Annotated in this window: 26 protein-coding genes; 4 read left to right on the top strand and 22 right to left on the bottom strand. The window is 52.9% G+C overall.

The window, feature by feature from the left end; genetic code table 11:
- Window positions 1–4: 4 nt before the first annotated feature.
- From RMR21_RS26145 to RMR21_RS26085, 13 genes are all read right to left on the bottom strand, one after another.
- Window positions 5–709, bottom strand: coding sequence for a hypothetical protein (locus RMR21_RS26145; protein ID WP_234625015.1), 705 nt, complete (start codon window positions 707–709; stop codon window positions 5–7).
- Between the two features lie 222 nt (window positions 710–931).
- On the bottom strand, window positions 932–2290 hold the full coding sequence (locus RMR21_RS26140; RefSeq protein WP_234625016.1) for a hypothetical protein: 1359 nt from the start codon (window positions 2288–2290) through the stop codon (window positions 932–934).
- 375 nt (window positions 2291–2665) lie between these two features.
- Entirely contained in the window at window positions 2666–6208 is a 3543-nt protein-coding gene (locus RMR21_RS26135) for a DNA methyltransferase family protein (protein WP_498672879.1), read from the bottom strand.
- Window positions 6209–6219: 11 nt separating this feature from the next.
- Window positions 6220–7548 (bottom strand): hypothetical protein, encoded by a 1329-nt coding sequence (locus RMR21_RS26130; protein ID WP_320188633.1) that lies wholly within the window; start codon window positions 7546–7548, stop codon window positions 6220–6222.
- Window positions 7549–7693: 145 nt separating this feature from the next.
- A complete protein-coding gene (locus tag RMR21_RS26125) occupies window positions 7694–8632 on the bottom strand; it encodes an LPD7 domain-containing protein (RefSeq protein WP_320188632.1) in 939 nt (312 codons plus the stop codon).
- An 11-nt stretch (window positions 8633–8643) separates the two neighbouring features.
- Window positions 8644–9129 (bottom strand): hypothetical protein, encoded by a 486-nt coding sequence (locus tag RMR21_RS26120; protein ID WP_234625020.1) that lies wholly within the window; start codon window positions 9127–9129, stop codon window positions 8644–8646.
- Between the two features lie 23 nt (window positions 9130–9152).
- Window positions 9153–9407 (bottom strand): hypothetical protein, encoded by a 255-nt coding sequence (locus RMR21_RS26115; protein ID WP_234625021.1) that lies wholly within the window; start codon window positions 9405–9407, stop codon window positions 9153–9155.
- A 2-nt stretch (window positions 9408–9409) separates the two neighbouring features.
- A complete protein-coding gene (locus RMR21_RS26110; protein WP_234625022.1) occupies window positions 9410–9922 on the bottom strand; it encodes a YcbK family protein in 513 nt (170 codons plus the stop codon).
- Between the two features lie 119 nt (window positions 9923–10041).
- Window positions 10042–11259 (bottom strand): type IV pilus twitching motility protein PilT, encoded by a 1218-nt coding sequence (locus tag RMR21_RS26105; protein ID WP_234625023.1) that lies wholly within the window; start codon window positions 11257–11259, stop codon window positions 10042–10044.
- Window positions 11260–11261: 2 nt separating this feature from the next.
- Window positions 11262–12557: a type IV secretory system conjugative DNA transfer family protein gene (locus RMR21_RS26100; protein ID WP_234625024.1), complete on the bottom strand. Its 1296-nt coding sequence runs from the start codon at window positions 12555–12557 to the stop codon at window positions 11262–11264.
- 7 nt (window positions 12558–12564) lie between these two features.
- Window positions 12565–13101 carry a hypothetical protein gene (locus RMR21_RS26095; protein WP_234625025.1) on the bottom strand — a complete coding sequence of 179 codons (537 nt, stop codon included), beginning with the start codon at window positions 13099–13101 and terminating at the stop codon, window positions 12565–12567.
- Window positions 13102–13110: 9 nt separating this feature from the next.
- Entirely contained in the window at window positions 13111–14283 is a 1173-nt protein-coding gene (locus tag RMR21_RS26090; protein WP_234625026.1) for a ParM/StbA family protein, read from the bottom strand.
- Between the two features lie 11 nt (window positions 14284–14294).
- Window positions 14295–14480 (bottom strand): hypothetical protein, encoded by a 186-nt coding sequence (locus RMR21_RS26085; protein ID WP_320188630.1) that lies wholly within the window; start codon window positions 14478–14480, stop codon window positions 14295–14297.
- A gap of 364 nt (window positions 14481–14844) precedes the next feature.
- Here RMR21_RS26085 and RMR21_RS26080 point away from each other — a divergent pair, with 364 nt between their 5' ends.
- Entirely contained in the window at window positions 14845–15903 is a 1059-nt protein-coding gene (locus RMR21_RS26080; protein ID WP_320196644.1) for a site-specific integrase, read from the top strand.
- Window positions 15904–15906: 3 nt separating this feature from the next.
- On the opposite strand, the gene RMR21_RS26075 is transcribed toward RMR21_RS26080, so the two are convergent.
- The 6 genes from RMR21_RS26075 to RMR21_RS26050 all read right to left on the bottom strand — a co-directional run bounded on the left by RMR21_RS26075 (window position 15907) and on the right by RMR21_RS26050 (window position 18385).
- Window positions 15907–16305, bottom strand: coding sequence for a type II toxin-antitoxin system VapC family toxin (locus RMR21_RS26075; protein ID WP_320196645.1), 399 nt, complete (start codon window positions 16303–16305; stop codon window positions 15907–15909).
- The gene (locus RMR21_RS26070; RefSeq protein ID WP_320188627.1) at window positions 16302–16547 is read right to left on the bottom strand and encodes a type II toxin-antitoxin system VapB family antitoxin; all 246 of its coding nucleotides are present in this window, start codon (window positions 16545–16547) and stop codon (window positions 16302–16304) included. Before RMR21_RS26070 ends, RMR21_RS26075 begins: the two co-directional genes overlap by 4 nt.
- A gap of 113 nt (window positions 16548–16660) precedes the next feature.
- Window positions 16661–17029, bottom strand: coding sequence for a hypothetical protein (locus RMR21_RS26065; protein WP_320188626.1), 369 nt, complete (start codon window positions 17027–17029; stop codon window positions 16661–16663).
- Window positions 17001–17147: a hypothetical protein gene (locus tag RMR21_RS26060; RefSeq protein ID WP_320188625.1), complete on the bottom strand. Its 147-nt coding sequence runs from the start codon at window positions 17145–17147 to the stop codon at window positions 17001–17003. The genes RMR21_RS26065 and RMR21_RS26060 overlap by 29 nt, the downstream gene beginning before the upstream one ends.
- A 243-nt stretch (window positions 17148–17390) precedes the next feature.
- Window positions 17391–17684: a hypothetical protein gene (locus RMR21_RS26055; RefSeq protein ID WP_320203508.1), complete on the bottom strand. Its 294-nt coding sequence runs from the start codon at window positions 17682–17684 to the stop codon at window positions 17391–17393.
- Window positions 17681–18385: an AAA family ATPase gene (locus tag RMR21_RS26050; RefSeq protein WP_234625032.1), complete on the bottom strand. Its 705-nt coding sequence runs from the start codon at window positions 18383–18385 to the stop codon at window positions 17681–17683. Before RMR21_RS26050 ends, RMR21_RS26055 begins: the two co-directional genes overlap by 4 nt.
- A gap of 768 nt (window positions 18386–19153) precedes the next feature.
- On the opposite strand from RMR21_RS26050, the gene RMR21_RS26045 reads away from it, so the two are divergent.
- A complete protein-coding gene (locus RMR21_RS26045; protein ID WP_320188623.1) occupies window positions 19154–19468 on the top strand; it encodes a hypothetical protein in 315 nt (104 codons plus the stop codon).
- A gap of 504 nt (window positions 19469–19972) precedes the next feature.
- Window positions 19973–20536: a hypothetical protein gene (locus RMR21_RS26040; protein WP_320188622.1), complete on the top strand. Its 564-nt coding sequence runs from the start codon at window positions 19973–19975 to the stop codon at window positions 20534–20536.
- On the opposite strand, the gene RMR21_RS26035 is transcribed toward RMR21_RS26040, so the two are convergent.
- Both RMR21_RS26035 and RMR21_RS26030 read right to left on the bottom strand, forming a co-directional pair.
- Window positions 20533–21099 (bottom strand): hypothetical protein, encoded by a 567-nt coding sequence (locus tag RMR21_RS26035; RefSeq protein WP_320188621.1) that lies wholly within the window; start codon window positions 21097–21099, stop codon window positions 20533–20535. The genes RMR21_RS26040 and RMR21_RS26035 overlap by 4 nt on opposite strands.
- Window positions 21100–21101: 2 nt before the next feature.
- Entirely contained in the window at window positions 21102–21446 is a 345-nt protein-coding gene (locus RMR21_RS26030) for a hypothetical protein (RefSeq protein WP_234625036.1), read from the bottom strand.
- A gap of 161 nt (window positions 21447–21607) precedes the next feature.
- On the opposite strand from RMR21_RS26030, the gene topA reads away from it, so the two are divergent.
- Window positions 21608–23605, top strand: a complete 1998-nt coding sequence (topA, locus tag RMR21_RS26025; RefSeq protein ID WP_320188619.1) for a type I DNA topoisomerase — start codon at window positions 21608–21610, stop codon at window positions 23603–23605.
- Here the strand turns inward: topA and RMR21_RS26020 are convergent, their stop codons facing one another.
- Window positions 23606–24010 (bottom strand): Ros/MucR family transcriptional regulator, encoded by a 405-nt coding sequence (locus tag RMR21_RS26020; protein ID WP_498672872.1) that lies wholly within the window; start codon window positions 24008–24010, stop codon window positions 23606–23608. It lies immediately after the preceding gene.
- Between the last annotated feature and the right edge of the window lie 219 nt (window positions 24011–24229).

Raw genomic sequence — 24229 nt, 5'->3', positions numbered from 1 at the left:
CCAATCAATCCTTCAGCCAGCTCGCGCCACCGCTTGTGCCGTTGTTCGGCGTCACGGTTACATTCGGTATTTCAGCTTCGACGGCCGAGGCGGCGCTGCCAGCGCTTTGAGCCGCATTGTCCATCGTCGTAACGACCGAGCTGGCACCTTCGGAAACGGTAGTGTTAATGCTGCTCCCGACGTTGTTCACGGCACCCTGAAGGCCGTTGAAGTCAAAGCCGTCACCAAGGGACGACAGATCGTAAGAGCCGTAATTGGCACCTGACGGAGCACTGATCGAAAACGAGCTTCCGAGAATACCGGCCAGATCGCCGGTAAGCCCCGAATTAAACGAGGATGTCGTGTCATTGATTTTACCAATCACGCCATTGACCTGTTCGTTCAAAATATCGCAGGCTTTCTGCTTGGCCTGGTTGATGGCCTGCTGAGCGATCCCCTGGATGCCACCCGAGAGGAACCCCGCAAGGTCGGGGATCATGGCCGATAGGTCAAAACTCTTCAGAAGATCGGGGCTGATACAAGAATTCGCGCCAGTAAAAAACTCAGACGGGTTGACCTTTGCCGCGTCTATAACCGCCAGACGCCGCTGTAGAGCGGCCTGCGCCGCCTGCTCAACGCCGCACGCAGCCGCAAAACTTTCCGAAGCACCACCGAATGCAGCCGCAAAAAGCAAGCCACCACCAAGCACCACACCACGGTATCCCACCATCACCCTCTCCTATCCGTCCGCTTTGTCCTTTCGAGACCTGATAGCCTCAGAAAGCTTAGTAACTTCAATATCCATAAAAACAGCCAGGAACGCGTTTACCCGACGCGTTGTCCGCAGCTTATCATCACCACGATGCGACAACAATTCAATCAGCGGTGCGTGCAGTACCGTGTTTATCGTCTCGTCTACGGTGCTCATCCAAGCAAATCCATTTCAAATCGATCATCTGAACGCTGACAAGGAGTCGATACCAGCAAATGCACCGAAATCATAGATTGTTTTTGTGTGACCGACACGTTTAGCAACAGCCTCTGCGATAATACGCAACGTTGATTTATCGTCACTCCGCGTTGATTGACGTATAGCTATTTTAACAACGTTATCTTCAACCTTGATCTGGAATTTACTCGGAGCGGTCATCCAGAAATATTCGTCAGCTTCTACCTTGCCAGATGCCTTTAGCTCGTCCATGGCGCTGAGTGCGATCTTACAAATTTCTGCATGGCGTTCGTTGGTAGCGGTTCGCACCTCTCGCTTGACGATAGCAGTAGCAGCCGACGCTTGAGCATTTGTTTTTTCGTCGCGAGCAGAGACCAACTTTCTGAGATTTGATGAAACGTCTACGGTTTCTCGTTTCACAAGTCCCCAAAACCACTTTCCGCGATGGCTTATGCCGGTGCTTTCGAGTGCGGCGACGAGGATCGCCAGCGTCCGGAGCCCATGATGTCTGATACCACGATCCCAAGCACGGCCGTTGTCGTACCCAACGGGCAGAAGATTTATAGCCGCAGCGCGAAGAACTTTGACGATCTCATCGTCTGGAGCATCGCGGTAATCGCATCCGAGCAGATCCTCAATGGCTTTTTGAAGTTTCGGTGAAAGAGCGATCGTTTCCTTAACTGCCTCGCGGGAAAACAAATCCTCGCTGCCAAACATTGTTATTGTTTCTTTTTTAAAAGGAACATTAACTGTTAGGGGAAGGTCCTTGTTTTTTGGCAGAGGTGCTTGATCCTTCGGGAGGGAAACTGATTTTTCCGCCCCTCTTTTCTCTTGTTCTACCGGCTCGAACAAAGGCTGAAGTGCTTCGATAAACGGCGACAAATCTACCTGATCTCCTTCGATCGAGATAAGGCCTTTTTCGACTAGGCCGCGCCGAGCGGCGGTGCAGGACGAAGCGGAGAGGCAAACGTACTCTTCCGCCTCCCTTGCTGACAACCTGACGTGATAGTTGCCCCGCAGTACCGCTGAAGGACGAAGGACCATCACGTCGATAAGGGCCGAAAGATAGGTCCGCTCGCAAGCTGCCGCCTGCATCCTAGAAGCGAATGCATTGATGGCGCAGCGAATGCGATGAATGAAGTCTAGGAACTCGTAATGTTTCGCGCGGTCCTCGCTGCGATAACGGTCAGAAGCGCTGTAGCAAGCTTCCATGTAGGTCGATGGGCTTAAACGGCTTGAACGCGATAGGTTATTCGAGCGTGTTGCTCCGACTATACGCTTGAGACGTTCTTCAATATCACCAATCAATCCGTTCATAGTTGTCGGCTGTGCATGCTGCATTGCGGTGTGTGCTTTTGTCATGTCCTCTGGTCTCTCCAAGAGAGGGCCGTTCGACTGCAAATAGCTAGAAAGCACTTGTCTCCCGTTCGCAGAAATGGTATTTAAACCATCAACTGCGTTAACCGAGAGATCGGTTGACCAGAACCCTGCAGGAGCGTCAGAAACCCTGTTTAGTTCGGCAAGTTAGCTTTCAGACTTGCAATCATCGGAAAAGGCCTTGTCGAGAGACGGGCCTTTTCGCGTTTCAAGCCCTTGTTCATATTCAATTTGCTTCGGTTGCTATTTCCCTGTGTTGCGCGGACAATGGCCCACGAGAATCGCGCACTGATCCGATTCTCGTGCAACCGTACATCCATTTTGGTGTATTCGTCAAATAAGCTGACAATTCTGTTAATTTCACATTTCAAGACGCCGGTTTCCGTTCTTCAGAGCGAGATCTACCGCAAACTCGTGAGCCTTCGCGTGGTGGAGCGTCAGAGCGCCCTGAACACCAGCAATTGGACCTCGAACCATAATGTTGCTGCTGGACTCCTTCGCAACGACGTGTAGGAGACGAGCAACGTCTTCGGTGCGGAAAGATGAAGTCGCAAGCACGCCCTTGGTCAGTTTCGCTTTGTCGATTTTGTTGGTACCACGATCCAGCAGCTCCATATCTCCGCCCGCTTTCGCGACCAGTTCTGATTTCTTATGGAAGAGGAGGACCGAGGTTGAACCGGCAAAGACAAGATGTAGGTCGTCACCCCCGATGCCCTTCGCATGGGTAGCGAGGCCGAGAGGCGAAAAGCCCGTTTTGACTTCAACCCATTTCTTATGAGTGTCTTGGAAACATTCCCGCTCGATGGTCTGTGTTTTCGAGATGTCCGTGCCGGCCTCGATAAATACATCCGATCCCACATAAACCTCGCTTACCGCCTTCGATGACATGGCCTTACGCATGTCGTTGACGATGCTGAGCAGATGCTTATCGGCGTAATCGTAGACGCCTGGAGTATCCAAGCCATCGGAAAACAGCGTTGCTAAGTCATTGACGAGATATTCGCGCGCTCTCGAATCGATCTGCCCATAGTTCGAGTAAGCATAGCCAAGATCGTTGAGAGTTGAGATCCGGCGATACACATCTATGAAAGATTGAATCAACTCTGGATGCGTCTTATCGAGCGGCACCGAAAGGGCGGCAACGTTACTTTCGAGCTTTCCGATCAGCTTCGACACGTTTTCATTTTTGAGAATGACGCCATGACGTACTTCGCCGGATGAGGTCGTATAGATGGCCTTTTCACCAAGGCGTTGTTTGCCCTGGCTGATCTTCACAGCTTGGAACATGTTACCATCGAGAGCATAGCGCTCACGTTTCACTTGCCCGGCAGGCGCGTCATCGAAGGCGTGTCTTATGAAGTCACGGAAGCCCTCGTTCCGCGTCGAAAGGTATTGGATAGGATTTTCGAGGTACCGCGGAATTTTGATATCGGCGATGTTGGCCGCATGGCGGTCCCCATAGATATAGGGTGTGAGATGTTGGCTCGCGTATTCAGGTTTGCTATCCAAAAACTCACCGTAAACGCCGATCGCACTCACCGTAAAAGCGTACCGTGGAGTTTCATGGCCTGGGAATGCCTCCTTGCGCTCCTCCGAGGTCATGTCGGCCAGCACGCCGAAGGCACCCGTTAGGCCTACCGTGTCGACGTGGGTTTGCCCAGGCGACGCTACGTCAAGCTTCCAGGCACTGAGGTTTAGAGGATCGGTCGGCCTAAATTGCACACGCGTGATCAGCCCAGGCACGAAGCGGATTTCCTTATCGAGAACCCGCGCCATTTCCAACGCTATGCGGCTATCCTTCATTGCAGGAAACAATGTCGTGTCGAACTGGACAAAATTGCCGGGTTCGGAAACCGGAATGTTGAGCTTGCTGGCAACGAAATCGTCAACATCACCGTGCTTTGCCTCAACGTCGATCAGTGCCCGATATGTAAGCCCCTGCAAGCTCTTCTGGATTTTCGTCTGTGCTTCGCCGCAGTTCGAAAACGGCTCATATGACCTGACGAACACGTCGTCTTCAGTGTCATCAACCAATGTAATCGCTGTCGCCGGAATACCGGAAGCTGTCGGCTCTTGACCATCCGGTGGTATGGGAGCCGGGTCCGCTACAGCTTCCGGTATTTCGTTCGGTTCAACTGCTGAACCAGCCGGTTGCGCCGTTTGCGACCGTGGTTTACCCGCAGTCTTGCTTGGCGTTCCTGGATATTCGGATGCAACCGCGCCGTCCGAAGCATCATTGCCATGCTTTGGCAATGATGCGACTGGCGGCGATGACGGCCTGCTGGCCACGGCAGCAGCCGGCTCCCGCTGGACCCGGCCCTGATCGGTATATCCCGGCTCGGTCGAAGGGAGACCCGTCAGCTCAATCATCCGCTCGCGGGTTACGTCTGCCCACGATAGAAGTTCATCATGCGTGACCAATAAAGGAAGGGCTTCAACCTCGAGGTCTCGTAGCTCTTCGGTTGACAGCGGAACATCCCGCATCGGACCAAGGGCGTAAAGAAGGACCGGAAATTCAGCACCCATCTTCCGGTATAGCCGCCCGTCAACACAAGCAGATCCAGCAACGTGATAGGTCTGTCGCAGGTAATTGTCCCAAAACCGCCTGGCGCCGTCGAGCGCCCCGTTGGTGATCATATCGCCCGGCAAAACAAGAAACGCCCTACCCTCGGGCTTCAAGCGCTGGAGACCTTCATACGCAATTTGGTGGTCGAGACGACGAAGCGTCATTCGAGACCCAAGCCTGTCGTGAACGAGCTGGTTCGTCTCAAGGTTTTCGAACGGCGGGTTCGCAACAAACATATCGAAGTCGAGGCCGAGGCCGAGGCTCGCAGCCTCCTTGACGAAGTCACCTTCGATGACAGTTGCGCTCTCAAGAAGCCTGCCAGACCGCCCCGCACGAGCGGGATCAAGCTCTACGCCAGTGATATCGATGTTCCGGCCAAGGAATGACGACACGAGCGTACCGTTGCCAATCGTCGGTTCAAGAAGTCGGTCACCATCTTGAGGCAAAAGGACATCGAAGGCCGATCGCGCGATTGGAAATGGAGTCGAAAATTGCTGTAGCTTGAGCCGAGTGCCATTGCGCTCCTGATGAGCGGCGAGGTTGGAATCGAGGCTAATATTGAAATCGTGGATGTTATCAGCGCGTCGGCCGACAGGAGTTATCAGAGTTGCGAGTTGCCCCTCCACCTCTTCATTGAGGTCTAGGCGTCGAAATCCAGGCGTATCGGAAAGGTGCGGCGCACTCGCGATGATCGCGGAGTACAGCAAATTCATTCGCGGATTGTCGAATTTCTCACCATTCGCGATCATCATAGCGATGCCGCGAGCCGAACCGGAAAAGGATTCAGCAGTGATGCCGCGCATGAAGGAGTCAGGTCGAGCCTCCCCCTTTCTGCGTCCGTCTTTACCTGGCTCCCACTCCGCATGCCAGGTGCCATTCTGGACGATTGCGCGGCCGAGAATGCCGTCAAATACATCCTGCATGTACCTGTTTGATGCTATCCGGCGAGCTGCGACATTCTCTGGCTTGACGCCGAGATCAGCAAAAGCACGGTCTTGGAGTTGTTTCAGAGACGCAGGAGACGACAAATCGTGGTAAAACTGCTGTGTCTGGAGGCGAAATTCTGGCACGCCCAATGCAGCCCACTGGCGACGGCCAAGGTGAAGGCCGGGTGGCAGAAACACAGCATGACCGGTACCAAGAGTACCTTCGCGGATTACCTGGAGGTTATTTCGTTGAAGAACCTGTGAGAGGCGCTTGATACGAGGATCAGTACGCTCTTCGAAATACAAAAATCCGACGCTTTTCCCGACCCCGGAAAGTCGGGACGACAAGATTGCCGCCCCAAAGCCTTCGGTCCGAAATTCGGGCATGAAAACCTTAGCTTGGTCGCTCATGCTGATACCCCTTAAAAATCAGGGGCTGGATCGGAATAGATGTGATCGTTTTCTTCATCGACCGCATAATCGTTGTCAGGCGCTGGCGGTTGACGATCTTCAGATGGCTGTCTTGCAGGCTCAATATGGCCTAGCCTGGGAGTGTCTTCCGACGAAGGAGAATGTGTGGCCAAGAAGGTTTCATACCCGACAGCCGCTAAGTCGTGACGAACAAAATATTCGCTCTCCTTTTTTTGCAGCTTTCCATCAGGGAACATCGCCTTAACGACCGGTGAAACGATTTCACCGGTCTCGTTGGAGATGTAGCGAACACCGAGCATGCCGTTGACGAAACCGCGATCCACCAAGTCTTGTTCAGGCGTGCGAACGTTTGAGACGTTGCCGTTCTGATCCACCTTACGGCCGAGTACGGCATCAACCATGAACCGAGATGGTTGCAGTGTAGCACCGGGGATAAACGTAGCCGGTGTCGAGCCATCGGCTACACTTTCGTAGAGGCTCCGAAGCGCATCATGTTTATCGCCAACCTGGTTCGGCAGCTCGATATGCAAATTTTCGAACGGTATGCCCGCTTTCGCTGCAACAGCGACTGCTGCGACCGCTTCATTAAGTCGGGTTATCTTGCCCGACAAAGCGGTCTCAACGTCTTTCGTCGTGGTGTACGCCCCGGACGCATCTTGCGTCATCTTCGGCCGAAACGCGTAAGTTCCGGTCTCGTCTTCCAGTTTGACGGTTACCGCAATATTCGTCCGCATGTCGGCACCCGTGTCGAGTAGCCTACCGCTCAGCATTTTATCAAGAGCTGCCCGATTGACCTCCTCTGAAGGAAGAGCCGATTTCGGGAAATATGCCTGGATGAACGCTGTCTTAAATTCTTTACCGTCATGCTTTGCGAGGGTGGTACGAACCTCGAATGTGGCCGGAATAGCAACTTCCTTTTCAGGATCAGTTACCACCGCATTCGGCCAACGGCCGTAAAGCTCACCGTTTTCCAGATCCGGCCGAACGTTGGAAATGGAGATAACCCCGTCGATAGGCACCGCTTTGTTCCCGCGCGCCGCTCCGATCTCACGCATCGTTGTGCGCCTTGCTATTTGCTCTTCGGCCTGCTTGACGCGGAGAGCGAGATCTTCGTTGGGATTTAGGTACAGCTTCGCAAAACGATCAGGGTCAGCAAGCCGAATGACGACCTCTGAACCGTCTTTTAGGTTTGTGCCTTGCACAGCATACGCCCGACCCTGTTGATCTCTGAGATAATCCTCCACCTTAACGTGGACGTTTCCCAGATTAACTGGTCCAGAGCCTTGCCTGGTCCTGAAGTCGCGTACAGAAAGAGCCATGACATCAATCCTAGATAATTGTGGTTCGCAAACAATTAGATTAGTCGCGCAAAACTATGCACGACCTCTACGATAATCATGTCAAACCATCGCATGTCAATGATGTGATGCGTACAAAATAGCCACAAATGACATAAATGAGCGTTCAGATGGACGGCCCGTCATCGTTGAACGGAGCTTCATCGTACGAATCGTCGTTCGCTGCGGCCACAATATCGCTCAATGCCAAACTCGGAGCTGATTTTATCGCTGTGCTTCCGGTCACGATAGTAGTGACAACTGATTTTCCCGTCATTGTTGTTACATCAGGACGTTCAACCTTTTGTGTCTCAACGTTGTTGGATTGTTTCTGATCTAATTCAGTTTGGGAGACATTGGGCACGTTTTCTGGTCCGGCTTGCGGGTTTTTACCCCCAATTTCGAGGCTTGCGGGCGGTTCGTAGCCGACCACGGTCACCCCGGTCTCCTGGGCGATCTTCCAAGCTCGTGCCTTATAGTCTTCGGTTCCAATTAACTCGATCCTGTTGTTCCAATCGCGGGATGCCTTCAACATCAGCGCTGTGATAGCCTTGTCTGAAGTTTCTCCCTGGAGCATCGCCTCATCCCCGCGATCAAGCAGCCAGGACCGGCTCTCAATCTCCACGAGGACGCCCCTCTTAGAGATCGAAATATCGGTGAAACCTGTTGCTTGCCATTTCTCGGCGAGGGCTTGGCATTCCGCGCGGGTAAGTGGGGCAAGTTTGATCGGCTTTGAAGGACTTTTCGCCCTGCCCCAATCATCGTCGGGATGCTGGAAAAATCGGGCAAGTGTTGAATCTGCAATTGCCATGCCCAACGCTTTTGCTTGAGCACCGAACCCAAATTGTCTGACACGTTCTTTTTGAGGTTCAACGTCGAGCCGGTCGTCTTCGTGAAAATGAAGGATGACCCGTCCGTTTTTAGCTTCATCGATCGAGGCGATCTTCGCTGCGAACGGTTCGGCATCGACTTTGGGGAACAGGCGGCGAACCAGCGCGATTTTGGTTTCCAAATTCTGCGGTGGTGCCTGTCGAGCCCCGGCGACTTCATCGACGTCCGTATCCATACTTCTGCCCTCTACCAAGGTTTCGTGTTCAGTGCCGCCAATCTCTTCGCCACCAGGTCGTGAACGCTGCGCATTCCGGCCGCGCTATCCAGGTAGCGTTTCGTGCCGGCCAAAGCGTAGAGGTCGAACTCGTGATTTCTCGTTTCCGACAGTTCCTCAGAGGTAACAGACACGAGCTTGAGGCCGAAAAATGCGTCCTCATCCGCTGCCACATCGCACCGAATAAAGCCCTTTCCGCTTGGCGAAAGGAGATCACACAGATCTTCTGCAGCGAGCGCGAATAGGGGAAGAGTGAACTCGGATGACAGCCATATTGGCGACACGCCCTTGTCGCTATGCAAGGAAATCTCAGACCGAACGAAGTCCCGCTCCGCGTCGTCACCACCTATGAACTTAAGGATCTGCCTGGTGATCTCGTCTTGAGCTTGCTTCACGCTGCTATCTGCCGATTTCCGCCCAAAGAACTGGCGGAGCATCAACTCGGCAGCAACAACCATGTCGGATCTTTTGTCGAGCCTTTCTACCATTCGCGGACGCGCCATTCAAAGCCGAGCACGAACCGGCACCATAGGTAGTTCGTGTATTCGAGAGGGCCAAGCTGTCTACGTCCTGCGAGCACCAGGTACACGATATAGAGAAGTGCTGCGATGAAGACGATGTAGCCTAATCCACTGCTGGTCGAAACCGCTCCGAGCCATAGTGGGAAGAAAATGAGGAATGATGGGTGAAGGCCGAAAAAATTAGGCGATAGCTTTGACCAACGATAATCGATCATGTTCATCCTCTCCAACGACGACCAGGTGCGCCGACATCGACATGCGTGAAACTCGGGTAGACGCCGATCCCGCCAGCGCCGAGCATGCTGCCGGAATTTGCAACGATTGGCGGGGCGAAGCCTGGCACACCTAGATCGCTTGCCCTTGCGTTCAAATGCTCCGAGGCAACGGCTGCGCCTTCAAGCTTTGCGTTGTGCTCAGGTGTTCGATAGCCACTGTTCAAGATGAACGGCACTGGAGTGCCGGCCATAGTCGATAGCGAGACCTGCATACGTGAGAGAACATCGAAGAGGCCAACCGCGACGGTGACTCCAACATTCCTATCGTTCACGTCACGCCAAAAATACGAGAGGTTCAAACATTGAGAGGGAACGATTGCAAGGCCGAGACGGTAGTCTCGATACAGCGCGATGATCTCCTCGCCAGACGGTCGCCTGAGCCAGAGGCGATCAAATCCAACTGGATTGTTTTTAAGGTATGCTCGAACGTCGTTAGGATTACCGTAGTCAGTCATTACGGCTTCCACTGCTCGACGAGTTTCCTTTGTCTCCGCCTGAGATGCGCCGAATGCATGATCAGCAGCCGCATATGCAGATGCAGCAAGGCCCGAAAGGAAAGCGCGCCTCGACCACATCAGTGTAGATCCTCAATCTTGACGCGGTGGTAGCCGAAATTACGAAGCACCCACAGAGCCGTTTCGTCGCTGATAATTCCTTCGCGCCACCGCATCTCGACAGTTTTCTTGATCGAACGTCCCTTGTCGCCAAGCTCCCCGCTGTCTAGCAGTTTGCGCATGACCCGGTCGTATTTGCTTGGCCCGGCCTCTTCAAGAACACGACGAATGTCGTTGTCGATGACTATCCACTCGCGCAGACAAACATATCTCTCTGGATGATCTTTCCGGGGTACTAGGCGCTGAGCCACGATCATGTTGGTGGTAGCTAGAATGGAGAAAAATGCCTGGCTCTGATATTCCGAAGGAAACTTCTCGAACAGGCGTTTGAAGGTAAGATCCGTGCTGTTGGCATGGGTTGTCGTGTAGATGGGATGGCCATTGTTAGCGGCCTCTACAGATGCCGAGATTGTCTCAGCATCGCGAAGTTCTCCAATCAGAATGAGACCAGGCTTGCGGCGTAGCGAATTGCGCACACCAGCGGCGAAGGAGGGGAGATGAAGCCCGATTTCGGTCTGAGAGATGATACATGTCGCTGACGGCACATGATCGAATGTGTACTCGATCGGGGCCTCATACGTTAGGATGTTGCCCTTCATCGTCGTGTTGCCGGCCAGAACGTCCATGATGGCAGCAGCAATAGTGCTGGTTTTGCCTGAACCAGTTTCACCCGCAAAAATTACGGAGCCCATACCACTGTCGAGATGAGGGATGATTTCCTTTTCCAAGCCCACTGTTTCGAATGTGGGCGGATTTGACGGGATGTATCGAAGTGAGGCCTGATAACCGAGATCCCCATCAAAATAGTTGGCTGTGAGGTTGAGGCGAAAACGATGCTTGATTGGATAGCCGTCATCATCGACCCGCTCTGTATCATCAATCGAAAACGCGGAGTCGAAATCGTTCCCTGACTGAAGCCGCGCGACAACAGAGTCTTGGTTCGTGATCCAACGCATGACGTTTTCCATCACGCTCTTTTTGACCGGGTTGGTAATGCCGATCATCTTGCCGTGAAGGGAGACCATGACCGGCTTACCAGTCTGGATGAAAATGTCACTGACAGTGTTTCTGACCGCCGTCGTCAGCAGGGCGCGGAGGTCTTCCTTCTGGTCAAGGCGGATACCTGAGTTTTCGACGCCACCGAGCCAGGTTCCGTATCTCTCATGAAGCTTCAGCATGATTACCGGCCTCGTGGAGCTTTGTTCTCCAGGCGGTCCTTTTCAAGCGAGGCTGCTACGGCCTTGGTGCTCTTGAATTTTGGTTGAACGGTGAGCTTGACATTGATGCGCTCACCAACCGCTTTGCGACCGTTTAGATAAATCGCCCCGCCCTTGTGGGTGATGTTGACTTTGGTCAAGCTCACCGCGCCCTCGTCGGCCAGGCGATGATAGGTCTTCATTCCATTATAGTCGCGAACGAGCCGATCTAGGCCAGCCGTAAACTGAGCGCGAGCTTCCTTGACGCCCCTCTCCCATCCATTGCGAGCAGCTTCAGCCCAAACGGATTTGTCTGCACCATCCTTAACTTTGATGCCACTTGGGGGTGTCGGGCCGCCACCGTCCAGCATCATGTAATCCTGCCAAGCGGGTTCTTTTACTGTCACGTAAGCTGGTTGCACGATCTGGTACGCGCCGGTCGTGAGATACAGGTACGTTGCCGAACGGCGCTCGATAACATCTGTCACAGTCGTGATGACGGGAGGAACGATTGCGCCGCTTGCTTCCAACAAAGACCGGAAATCAAACTTCTGATCCATCGAATACCGATATTTCAGAAGAGAATTGTTGATCCTCTGAGCTTCGGCAGCAAAGCCTGCTTTGATACCAACCTGATATGCGGCATTGCGGATCTGTGTCTGACGAACATTATTTCCCCTCGCCTCGCCCGAATAAAAAGACGAGTTCGGGTTCATAATGTCTGCGCGCGTATAGGTCCCGCCGTCGTATGAACCGCTATACGCGGGAGGGCCTGCCGTGATCGGGCCGGCAGTGTTTCCAGTCCCTCCGGTGGTGGTAGAAGGCGACTGATCGATAAAGTTGCCTTGCTGGCGAGAGAATGTCGCTGCGGGCGCGCCATCATTCAGACCAAAAGTCTGCTGCTGCTGAGCTGCGTTCGCTTCAGGTTGTTGCTGATACTGTTGCCCGTATGGGCTCTGCTGTCCACCGCCACCGTATGAGCAGGGGTATACATACGGTGGCGCACCACAAAGCTGCACGTTGCCGTAGGCTTGACCGCCCGTCGCGCCGCCTGGATTGTAGTAACCCACGCCGGGGTTATAACCGCCGCCATTTGGGAGTGCTTGGGCTTGTGCCGCCGCCAATGCGTTAGCCTGGGCCTGTTGCTGAGCCGTCGCTGCTTGGTTTCCCCCAAAGGTCAAGACGGTTGTTTCGCTGGCGTCTTGTGCCTGGGATGTCACAAAGGACAAAGCCAGGAACGTTGAAGCCAGTATAAGCGAACGGCGATCCCCGAAATTCATTTAACCATCACCCCTTGAAGGCCATAAACGCTTGGATGTTAAGCCCATTGATCGTGTCGTTTGACGATTCGGGACCTTCTACAACGGTCGGTACATCGATTTTTGGACGATCTTCATCCTCCATATTCGATCCGAATGCTGTAGAAGGTCCCGCGCTAGACGTTGGTGTTCTCGGTTTAACAAGATCATCAACGGTAACTGAACCGTCGTTGTCGTTCTCTATTAGACGAGAACGCACATTATTGAAAGTCTCCGTAGACGATGAGCGTTCAAGAAAACGCTCCTCTAACGTTGACGGATGTTCACGGTTTGAAATTCCGATTGGTCTAGGCGGAATAAAAGACATGTTGTCGTTTTGGATGCCAAGTTCCTGCATCAAACCGAGTAACATCAACCGTTTCATCTGATCGCGTCGCTTGCCATCTGGTACCTGTTTGTACAGATAATCCACAAGGACAGCGTCAAGGCCCGATGAGGCGAAGACAAAACCGTCCTTGCGGATCGACTTATCGGATGCAGGTTTGCGTGCCGCTCGTTTCACCATGAGATGACCTTACCGGCGAGGTGCCTTGGCGGCATGCAGCATTTTCATAACCTTGAGCATGCCGTTAGCGTTTGCAAACTGAGGCTGCGCAGGAATGAGGACCACAGAGGGGTTGAACAGCGTCCTAATCTTTTCCTTCAAAAGCATTGAGCCGCCGCCTACGAAAATGACATATGCGAGGTCGGAAGCGTCTTCCAGGTGGCGCAAAAGGGGCTCTCTGATTTTCAGATAGAGCGCATCAAGAACTATATCAGCTTCAGCGCTAACATCATGCAGCTCCCCGAAGACGGATATCTGTTTATTGAAAAGTGCCTTTTCTGGATCTGAAACCCTGCGTAGTTCAAGCTTTTGCTTGATTAGCTCGCCGAGCTGGTCAGCAGCATCGAGCGTCCCCTCTTTTAGGCTGGTCGAGGCTTTCGTCTTAATCATCGTCTGGTCGGCGAAGTTTCCGCTCCACGAACCGAACACAATGTCGGTGGTTTTCCCGCCGATATCGATCACAGCATATGAGGTCGAATGTTCGAACCGTGCCGCGAACTCTTTGTTCGATTGCACCGACGATCCGTCGTAACCCATCATGCAGTCAAAGAAGGTAGCGACACCCTCGGAGAACACCGCTTGGTCATCGATTGAATAGGTTGTCGTTTTGGGTTTCAACGTGCGCGGTTCGATCGCCATCACACTCTTGGCGATGTTCTCTTTTTTCTTTGCGATCAGTTCCACATTGTGTTTGCCCGAGGCCGGCATGTGGAAATCTGAATAGGGCAGGGCAGTGGCCAAGGTGAACGAGACGTTCCTGCCGGCAGCGATCGTGTGTAGGGCATGATTGACCAAGACGCGATTACGATCCGATGTAGGGTAGTCATGCGTTCGGTTTTCGTTGTCACTACCGGAGCGGCCACGGTTTACTACAAGCATCGGTGAGGCTTGAGCTAGATCGGCCGGGTTTGCGTTGGCAACATCAAAAGCGAAATAGGCGTCGGGCGGAGCCGCCCCGGTTGCGTCCATTTCTTCCCAACCGCGGATCGTCCTCGATGGGAAGGAGAAATTCTTGATCGGGCCGGATGTACCATTTTCGAAATACGCAACTTTGATCTCGCTATGACCATCGTCGATCGCAACGAGGATTTCAATTTGCGGTTCTTCAAGAGGTGCCGCGACCTTTTTCTCTGCCGATGCCATGATGAAGACTCCTAAGATGATGGTGCTACGAGAACGCGATCAGGTGCAGAGGTCGTTTTTGCGGTGCTTCCTTGAACGCCGTGCTTCGACATCTCTCGCGCCACGAAAGCGTCGGTCGATTGCTGACCTTCAGTGGTGGTGCATCCAGTGAGCGCCGCCATTGCCAGCATCGCCCCGATCATCATTTGCCTGCTCATTGATACCTCTCCGGAATTCAATCGATGTTTCCCTGCCGTAATTCGAATCCAGTAATAGATTCAATCGGATGTAATCCGCTTACAGCCAATTCCATCGATATATCTCATTGAAAAAGATGGATATTTGCGCCATCACGATGACTTACGAGGGCTTTCATGTCAATCTAATTGACGAAGAAATCAGTTTGGTTACCATGCAAACCGAACGTGAGTTCGGGAAGCCTTGCCGGCAATTAGAAAAAGAATGATTTTACATGCAGTTAGCTTGCCTGATGTCAGCGGATGCAATGGAATGTAAGCGGCTACAATTCGCTTACATCAGATACAATATAGTAGGGGGGAAATCTAAAGTGCGAAAAGTGGGATGGCTATGATGTCTGTCAGTAAGTCGACTGAAGAGCTTTACGGATCTCACGCAAGGCGATTTTTGAGGTGGCATGAAGAGCGCGGCAGCGATGTCAGTGATCCTAAGCGGTGGGTAGATGCCCTTCAGGAATTGACAGTTGGCCTGTCCAAAAAGACGTGGCGGCTATATCGAAATGCGGTGACCTGGTACTTGCGCGAGACATATGGCGGGGTGTTCGCCGGCACCTTCCTGACGGCAACCGATATCGTTGAGAAGCCACAGACCAAGTCCAAGAAACTGCTTCGTCATATTGAGCCATTAGTGTTGAAAGAGGTTGTCGCTGCCCTACTGAAGCGGACGGACGAGAACGCTCACCGGCTTGCAGATCTCATGATCGCGATGGTGGCGACAGGTCTTCGCCAGAAGGAATTTGGAGCGGCTCAACTCGTCGCGCGCAAAGGTTGGGTGCTCGTTGTCGAGAATGCGAAGTATCGACAGGCGTCTGAAGGCGTTCCTGGTCGTGGGAATGGGCCAGTAAGGGAGCTGCACATTGATGACAGCTCCTCCCCTGCCCTACTCGCGACGATCGAGCGCACCCTTGTCTGGTGTCGAGGCAGGGAATGGAGAAAGACGCACGGCCCGAACGTAAATCGAATATTCCGTCAGGTTGTCGATGACTTGGTGCGGCGTCGGAAGATCGGTTCCAAATGGAAGAGGTTGCGGATCTATGATTGCCGCCATCAGTTCTCGGCGAATGCTAAAGAGCATCTTGATTTGATGGCCGGCGAGGTCGCCGCCGCAATGGGGCATCGGTCGGTCGTTACGGCAGTTTCCCATTATGGCAAGCGGAGCTATGCTCGCTCAGGGGCTGTCATGGTGCGCCCGTCGTCAAGCTCGTTAGCTGCTGTAAGCGAGGCATCCAAAACCAAGGCGAGATCTCTTGTGCAGCGGAGCGAGCTAGCCAGGGCTTCCCGATCTCCTGACGGTCAGGCTCGTCCAGGCACGGCTCGACAACAGGATGACATGGGGATCGAGCCACCGACCGTTCCGTTGCGGGAACCAGGCCGTGACAGGTAGGTATCAGGCAGGTTGGATGTCCGTTTTGGTAAAACCGCTCGAGGCGAACAAGAGTGGTTTGCGGTATGCCTTTGCACAAGCATAGGCGATGCAATCGCCGTAATTTAGTGCTGCTGGATGCCGTCCAATTCCGTAAGTATCGAACGCATCGATCGCTAATGTCGCTGCCTTGGGCGTGATTGACACGATATTCATCCCCTGGGCTTCGATAAAGCTCTCGACGGAGGCTTTGGCATCGCCGATGGGGAGGTCGAGTATCCGCGCAACGGTAATGGTTGCCTCGAAAACGGCGATCGGTGATGTCAGGCGGCTTTTGGCCGCTTGCATCCTCCCGGCGATATGATCCCCGTTCTGTTCATCGGTGAGCATTGCGACGATTGCTGAAGCGTCGATAAACATCATTTCCCCTCGTAACAGCTATCACGGAACGGCTTATCGGCCGGAAGTTGGTTCGGGCCGGCGTTGGCTCTCAGTGCTTCCCGATACTTACGTGCAATCTCTATGGCTGTGGGGGCGGATTCATGGCGCTCAAGGGCCTGCAGTAAGGCCTGCTTAACGGCATCTGACTTCGTCGTCGCGTTTGAAAGCGCCATGTACTTTTTGGCAAGTTCGTCTACGGCGTCGTCTTTGATAAAAAGTGGCATCTGAAATACCTCGCGGGATATCCATTATTGAATATCCGAATATCCTACGTGGGATATCCTGATGTGTGCAAGGGATATTTGCATTGTAGAGCCGGTCCTGTTTACGTCAACCGTTACCAAACTTTGGGTAGGGCGAAAGCAGCGATTACGATAATGACCGTGATCCAGAAAATGCTTGAGATCGCCGATGTTCTGCGCCGCGACGATCGCGTAGACGGTCCTGTATCACCTGTCGAACTTGGACGGCCGTTTGTGGTAGCAAATTCCGTCTGAGACTTGATCTCCTCGTCGCGGCGCTCTTGAGCGTTCACGATTGAACAAATCATCTGGCGAGTGATCTCGTAACGGCTGACGCCATCGGAGGCGAGCTGTCCTAGACGCTCATCCAGCTCCGCTTCGGCCTTCTCTCTTGCATCTTTGTCAGTAGAGAAGAAATGTCGGTAAAAGGTTTCGTCAAGCGACGAGGTTTCTGTCGTCGGCAACGCATACATCCTTTGTGTATCGCAGGAAGCCTGCACCTTCGATTTCGTCTGCCGCGTTAAGGCGACCTGTCAAGACGAGCTTTTCTGGCGGGTTCGGATAGAGGGAGAGTTCGTTCATTAGCCTTCGAAATGAGCGGCCCTTAATCCGAGCTCTAACCATCCGAGCTGGTGATCCTCCATACGGTATTGTGAGGACTACGTCTGGCTGCGCCTGAGTGCGGCCTTTGTCGTCTTGGGCGGGCACTACCGACGCTTTTGGTAGATCCGCAACACGAATGCTTATCTGGACGACAAGCGTCTGCGCCGGCAGTTCGGCGACTATGGTGGTAGAGTTCGGCATCATGGACTCCCTGCCCTGCCCTCAGATGTTCTTTTCGTTCATCCAGATCTCGATGATCTGACCATAAGTGTAGCGGTTGTCTTCGCAGTAGTCCCGCAGTCGTTCGGCGACGGTATGAGGAAGACGTACCGATATCTGCGTGGTAGGTTCTTTCCTTTTACGAGTGGAAACTACCTTTTGTTCCACTTCCTTGAAGCCGGTTCGTTCGGCTGCTCGATCTGCTGCTGCGATCTCCGTGCTGGTAGGAGCGTCCTCTTTTTCAGGCAGAGGTAGGCTGGCTACACCGCTAAGGGTAAATCTTTTCGTCTGGTTCATGCTGCGTCCTCCTTGCGTGGAGACAGAAGTGAAAACACCTCGCCTGCTAGTTCCTCAGCATTTGCAATAGCCTTTTCAACACCTGAGACCTGATCGGGGTCTAGTTCATGAACTGCAATACGGTCCAGAAATACGGTTCTGAAAGCTTCGCGCGCTCGAAGTTGCGTTTGGAGAATCGGTACGTTTTCATCCCTTGCAAACTCTTCGAACTTTTTATGGATCTTCGATTTAAAGGCGTCCGAACCTGGGGTTTCTGTCATGACACAAGCGTAAGCTACTGTTCGACCAATCCCCTCCATTTCAGCCCGGATCAGCTTAATAGCTTCGATTGCCTGATCTATATCTTCGGGGCTAGGACGAACAGGGATGAGGACGAGGTCGGCGCGCAAAATGACGCGGGAAAGGACAAGGGTCGCGCGACCTGGTGTGTCGAGGATTACGATCTGATTTCTCTCGCGAAGATCCTTTAGGACGTCGAAGAAGTCGTCATTGTCGATGTCAGCGACAATTTCAATGTCGCACTTGGTTAGGACGGGCAGTTCACCCTTCCTCCCCTCTTTCCACTTTTTCAGTGTCTTCTGAGGGTCGTTGTCCATAATGGCAACGGAAGCGCCGTTTCTGTTGAAGGTGGTTGCGAGCATGAGCCCAACCGTCGATTTTCCAGCTCCGCCCTTTGGGCTCATCACTGCGATTGTTGGCATCTTCGTTCCGTTCCTGGTGCTTGAATTCCTGAGCTGCCTCAGTGCTGCGACCTGATACTGATGCGTATCGACGCGCACCGAATGCATTTAACCCGTGTTGACATATACCAGTATCAGTTAACAGCGGTTAAATCAATGCAAGACACACCAACACCAGTCAACCCGTATCAAAATAATGCGCCACGATGCAAATGCCGGTAACTGCACCTAAAGGCAGTTGGTACCTTGTGGTACCACAAAAGTTTGTTGGGTTGAAGAAAATGCACCAAAATCAATTGAAGAGCTGATTTAACTAAATGGGTTCTTGGACGTGAAGCATGGAAAAAAGGGGGGGTGCGCTGAGATAAGGAGATTAACGATGGTTGTGGGGATGATGCAGTAATGTAACAACGTTATAGCAATATATCGCTGACTGGTTGTCTTGACTTGAGAAACGTCAAAAACCGAGGCACATAAGCCATGATCATATCATGGGGCATGCGATGGTCAAAATACGTCCATACGCCAGTCATCTGGTGACGATCAACGTTTAATAAAATGCAACGGGTGATTTTAGGCCTGGTAGACGAGTAAGTCTTAGGTTGACACCCAAAGACGGTAGAATTACTAATTCGTAATCGTTCAGCATGGTTGAGCAGGAACGTTGATAAGCGTTAAGCCTACCCCAAAGAGCCAAAATGTCTTAAAATATGCCGATAGTCAAACGTTGTAAAAGGATAGAATTATCCAGACAACGTTCATAAGGGAATAAAATGGCAGGAGAATTGTGTGACAGAGGCCAATGACGTTCTACGGTACGTACCGCTTGTCTACATGGTTTCGCCGTCAACAGGTAAGCGCGTCTGCGTGGCCCTGCACAACGGTCTATCTGCTGCCGATGCACACGATCTCGCTGCGCGTTCGATGGAGAACGAGTTTACCGACACCGCTCTGGATGTGCTGCATGAGTTGCGGCTCATTAAACTAATCGAGCATGCCATTGACTGGCGGTTCATGACAGATCAGGAGCGCCTGGAGTTCTGCACGATTGTGCCGAACGTTTACGAAGAGCCTGCAGAAGATTTGGTTTCGGCCGAGGGCTGACAAAAAAGTGGAAGCCGTATCCCACCCGATGTGGCAGATCATATCGCCAAATTAAGGGTAGCCCGCGCGACTGTTTTGAATGCCACCGGGAAACCCGACGCTAAAGACCAAGGGAAGCCTGAGATGCTTAATCGGCCAACAATAATCATACTCACATCGCTACTAGCGAGCGGGCCTGTTTACGCACAGCAGCAGCCGGCACAACAGCCGACACAACAACCTACACAGCAACCTACACAACAACAGCAGCAAGGTCAGAACGAGCCTCGCGAGGGTGGGTCGCGCTGGCAGTACCAATCTGAACAATCGGAGGCTCGGACGTACACCCAGCCGAGCTTCGCTCCATCGATCCCTCTTGAGGTTGAGCAGCTTCGGAACAGAACCGCAGCCCTGGAGGATCGGGTGGAGAAGCTCGAGAAAGCACTCTCGCAAGCTGTCTTGGTCATCAACGCTCAGACTGAAACTTTCCAAAAATTGAGCGGGAAGTAACGGAGCAAGTCTGGTATGCCCGATCTTATTACCCTTTTTAACAAACTTGCCGTCGTTCTGCCGTCCGCGACAACGCTTGTTTATACGTTTATGGGCCTCGCTGGACTTACGATTGGCATCTTGGCGTTAGTTGATGCATATCAGCATGCTATAGGAGAGGTTTCCCCCCGCCTGCCGTCAAAGGGCAGCATACCATTTCGACTGTTTCTAGCCGGCGCAATGGTCGTCTCGCCATTGCTGCTCTGGCGTGCTGCCAACACATTCGTCTTGGGTGGCGACCGGACCCTGGATATGTTTTCCTATATTGGGGGAGGGGAAAGCACTCCCTATTGTGATCTATTTCACCAAAGCCTTGCATACTTTTTTATGTTTATTGGCTCGATCGCGATAGCCACGGCGGCGATACAGGCGAACGGCATTGCAACGGGTCGAAACAACAAAACCGCATTCGGACCTGTCGTGTTCTTCATCGGCGGGGTCTTGTGCTTCTTTATCGATGATGTTGGAGCCATCATTGGCAACACAGTCGGTATGGAGATTACGCTCGGAAATATTTGCGCGAACCTTAATCCCGCCTAAGCTGATCTGTTTTTAAAGAATGGCAGTTCAGATCGTAGCCACTCTTTGAACGGCGATTTTCGCTCGTAAACGCGCATGTTGGAGTATTGCCATGCTCGATAGCGCATGCCTGCTGATTGGACCCAAAGTATGGAGCCAAGAAGGATGCCGCCGAGGAAAGTAAAGACGCTTCCATTCCACATCGAAATCAGAGATGCGAGAACAGCCGCGCCGAGGCCGACGTAGAACATCTGGTTCGATTGATCCATGAAACGGTGTGAGCGTTCCATTGCCTCAATCGGGTTGATAGAAAGCGGCTCTGAGTGGTCGCATGAAGTGCAAACGAGAGATGCTGCCCCTTCTCCTTCCTGTGCTTTGAACACCATCCTGGCATCGCATTTGGGGCAGATATGTTCTTCTGCATCTATTGATGACTTCAGCTTCGATAGGAACGAGGCCTGTTCGGCTACATTCCGCACTTGTTGCTTGAACGGATGCAGCCGGAAAGGGACCAGGCGTGGCCGCAGGTGCCGCAACGGGTTCTTTGGTTCGTCACCGTTGTCGTTTTTGTTTTTCCTGGCCATGCTCAGTCCGTTATCTGTGCGTTGAAGTTTTCGAGTGCTGCAAGATCCTGGGACCGATCACCCGTAAAGGTAAAATCAACGCTGAAGCTGTCGTGGCCATCGGCGTCAGACCATTTTGTCCATCGGGCGTAGCCGGGGAAAATGAAGATCACATTCGAGGTAGACCCGTCATCTTTCCACATAGTCGATATTTCGTCGTCATCGACAACATATTCCTGTCCATCGACCTCGATCGTCTTCGGCATATCGACGTTGTCAGCGAAAGAGAGAAGAAGCGCGTCACGTAATCGCGATGAAATTTGCGAGTTCTCGATGTCCGTTTTCGTGAATGAAGCGCTCAACATCATTTTCATTACCTCTTTATGTGTTGTCGAAAGCGATCATAGACGTTAAGCCTCTACAATAATCGTATCAACCTACAGGTTTTAGCTCGCATAGTCGGCGTCAATAACGTTAATACGCATGGCAATGCCCCCCGACAACCTAACGCATTACAGTGGGTATCGCAATGAAGCTGATGATTGTCGAGTCTCCTAACAAGGTGAAGAAGATCAGTTCGATTCTTTCTGGTTTGGGTGGCGACTGGACAGTCGCCGCAAGCGTTGGACATGTGCGGGACTTGCCGGAAGACCAGGCGGGGGTCGTCGGACCTCATTACAAGCCGATGTATCAGCTCACCGAAAGAGGAAAGGGTGTCGTCGCTAAGCTACGAGAGTTGGCCGTGAGATCTGATGAGGTTTATCTCGCGACTGACCCTGATCGAGAAGGAGAGGCGATCGCCTGGCATCTTGCCGAGGTGCTGAGGCTGAGCGATCCTCGCAGGGTGACCTTCGATAGCATAACGGATGCGGCGATCAGAGCAGCACTGTCTGCTCCACGGAAAATCGATATCGATCTGGTTCGCGCACAGGAAGCCAGGCGCGTACTTGATCGGCTTGTTGGCTTCACCATCTCCCCGGTGCTCGGTCACATGCTCAAGGAGCGTGCGAGCGCTGGCAGGGTTCAGAGCCCTGCAGTACGTCTGGTGGTCGAGCGAGAGCGCGAGATTACCGGCTTTAAGCAAACCAGGCATTTTCAAGCGAAGCTTCATTTCGCCGACGCTAAATGGTCGGCAGACTGGTTCGTGAAGCGCTACCTGCCGGAGGGTGGCAAGTACATTCTTGATGAAGAATTGGCCGGAAAGGCAGCTTCTGTTCGGGATCTGAAGGTCATCAAAAGCGAGATGAAGGATGTGGAAAAGGCTCCGCCACCGCCTTTTACGACATCGACCCTTCTCCAGGCGGCGAGCGCTCAGCTCCGGTTTAAGCCGGCGCACACTGCGAAGGTGTCCCAGGCGTTATTTGAACAGGGTTTGATCACCTACCATAGGACAGATAGCCAGAACCTAAGCGATGATGCGATCGCTGAAATCCGCCAGTATGCCGCAACAGCGGATCTGCTGTTACCCAAGGGGCCGCGGAAATTTGGCAGCAAGCAAGATGCGCAGGAGGCTCATGAGGCCATTCGGCCAACGCACGTTGCTACAGAGCGGGCAGGGGAGACCAATGATGAGAAGGCACTGTATGACCTAATTCGCAAGCGGGCTATCGCCAGTCAGTTAGCTGATGCCGTTTATGCATCTGTCATGGTCGGCATGGTGGGCGAGGGGCACGGAATGATATTCCACTACCAGGCGCGATCAAACACTTTGAAGTCGAAAGGTTGGCGAGCCCTCACTACAACGGACGCGGCTGACGAAACCGATGAAGGCGAGGGAGAGGTTGGCAATGTTCCCTTTTTGGAAGTCGGGACGGCGCTAAGGGCAGAGAAGGGCGAGGTGTTGTCGAAGGTGACAGAGCCCCCGGCTCGCTATTCGCAGGCAGGCCTGATCAAAAAACTCGAACAGCTTGGCATTGGTCGGCCATCGACCTACGCAGCGATCATCACCAACATCATGTTCAGAGGTTATGTAGAAGAGAAAAAGAACCATGTGCATCCGGCCGACAAGGCGTTTCGCGCGATCGATGCGCTTACCGGAAAGTTCGGTTTTCTGGAGTATGACTTTACGCGCGATGTGGAGGTGAAGCTGGATCATGTTGCTACCGGCAAAGCGACATATCTCGATGTTGTCGCCCAGGCCGACAACTTGATCCAGCAGGAGCTTGGTCGAACAGGTGTTGATCTGTCGGCATTGACGGTGCCGACAACGCCTCAGCTCCAGTTCGCGCAGAAATTGGCTGAGAAGCTCGGGGAGGAGATCCCGGCAGAAGCGTTGACTGATCGATCAAGGCTTGGAGATTGGCTGACGGGTGCGAAAGAGCGGGCTGACAAGGCGTTTAAGGAGCGTTTGAAGTCCGAGCCGGCGAGCGAGGCTCAGATCGCTTTGATCCAACGCGCGATAGACGAGGGGAAGATTGAAAAGCCAGAAGGTTGGCCGGCGATCGATAAGCTGTCGGCCAGCCTGAGTATTGACGCAATTATGGGCGGAAAGAAATCACGGTCAAAACGGACGGGTAAGCGTCGTTGACTAGCTCCGCTTGCGGTTGATGCGGCCTTGTTCACCGAGATTGTTTTTCAGTGCCAGCTCGGAGCGCTGCTGTGAGTAGGATTTCGCAACGAGCGGATAGTCGTCACTAAGCGACCACTTCGCCTTATACTCCGTCGTCGTCATATCGTGGATCTGGCCAAGGTGGCGCTTGAGACTTTTGTATTTGCCGCCACATTCCAGGCAGACGATGTGATCGTCGGTGAATGATTTTTTGATCGGGACTGCTGGTTTCAGATCGCCCTTGTCTTCTTCAGACGCAGCAAGGCCAAGTCCCTCTTTCAGAACGTCTCGGATATTCCGGTATGCTTCGGGAATGTCCTTGTGATCGAGGCGCGTCGTGGGATTCGACAGGTACGCGGTAAGGATTTCCACAGCGCGATCCATGATTTGGTCTTCAATCTGCGGATTTTTTTGTTTGATTTCTGAGTTCGACATTTGGTGTCCTGTTGGTCACAAACCTAGCTCATCGATAGCGGGTAACGATTAAGTCATCTTCACCCCATTTAGCGATGGCGCTTCTAGCGTCTACTATCGTTGAATCGCTTCCTCAACGCAAATAAAGAATTTCTCTCTATATCAATGTTATAGGCGACAACGTGAGCG

The sequence above is a fragment of the Agrobacterium sp. rho-8.1 genome, assembly GCF_033957725.1.
In the GTDB taxonomy this organism is placed as follows: Bacteria; Pseudomonadota; Alphaproteobacteria; order Rhizobiales; family Rhizobiaceae; genus Agrobacterium.
The sequence above is the reverse complement of the archived record's forward strand: the minus strand, read 5'-3'. Positions and strand labels throughout refer to the sequence as shown.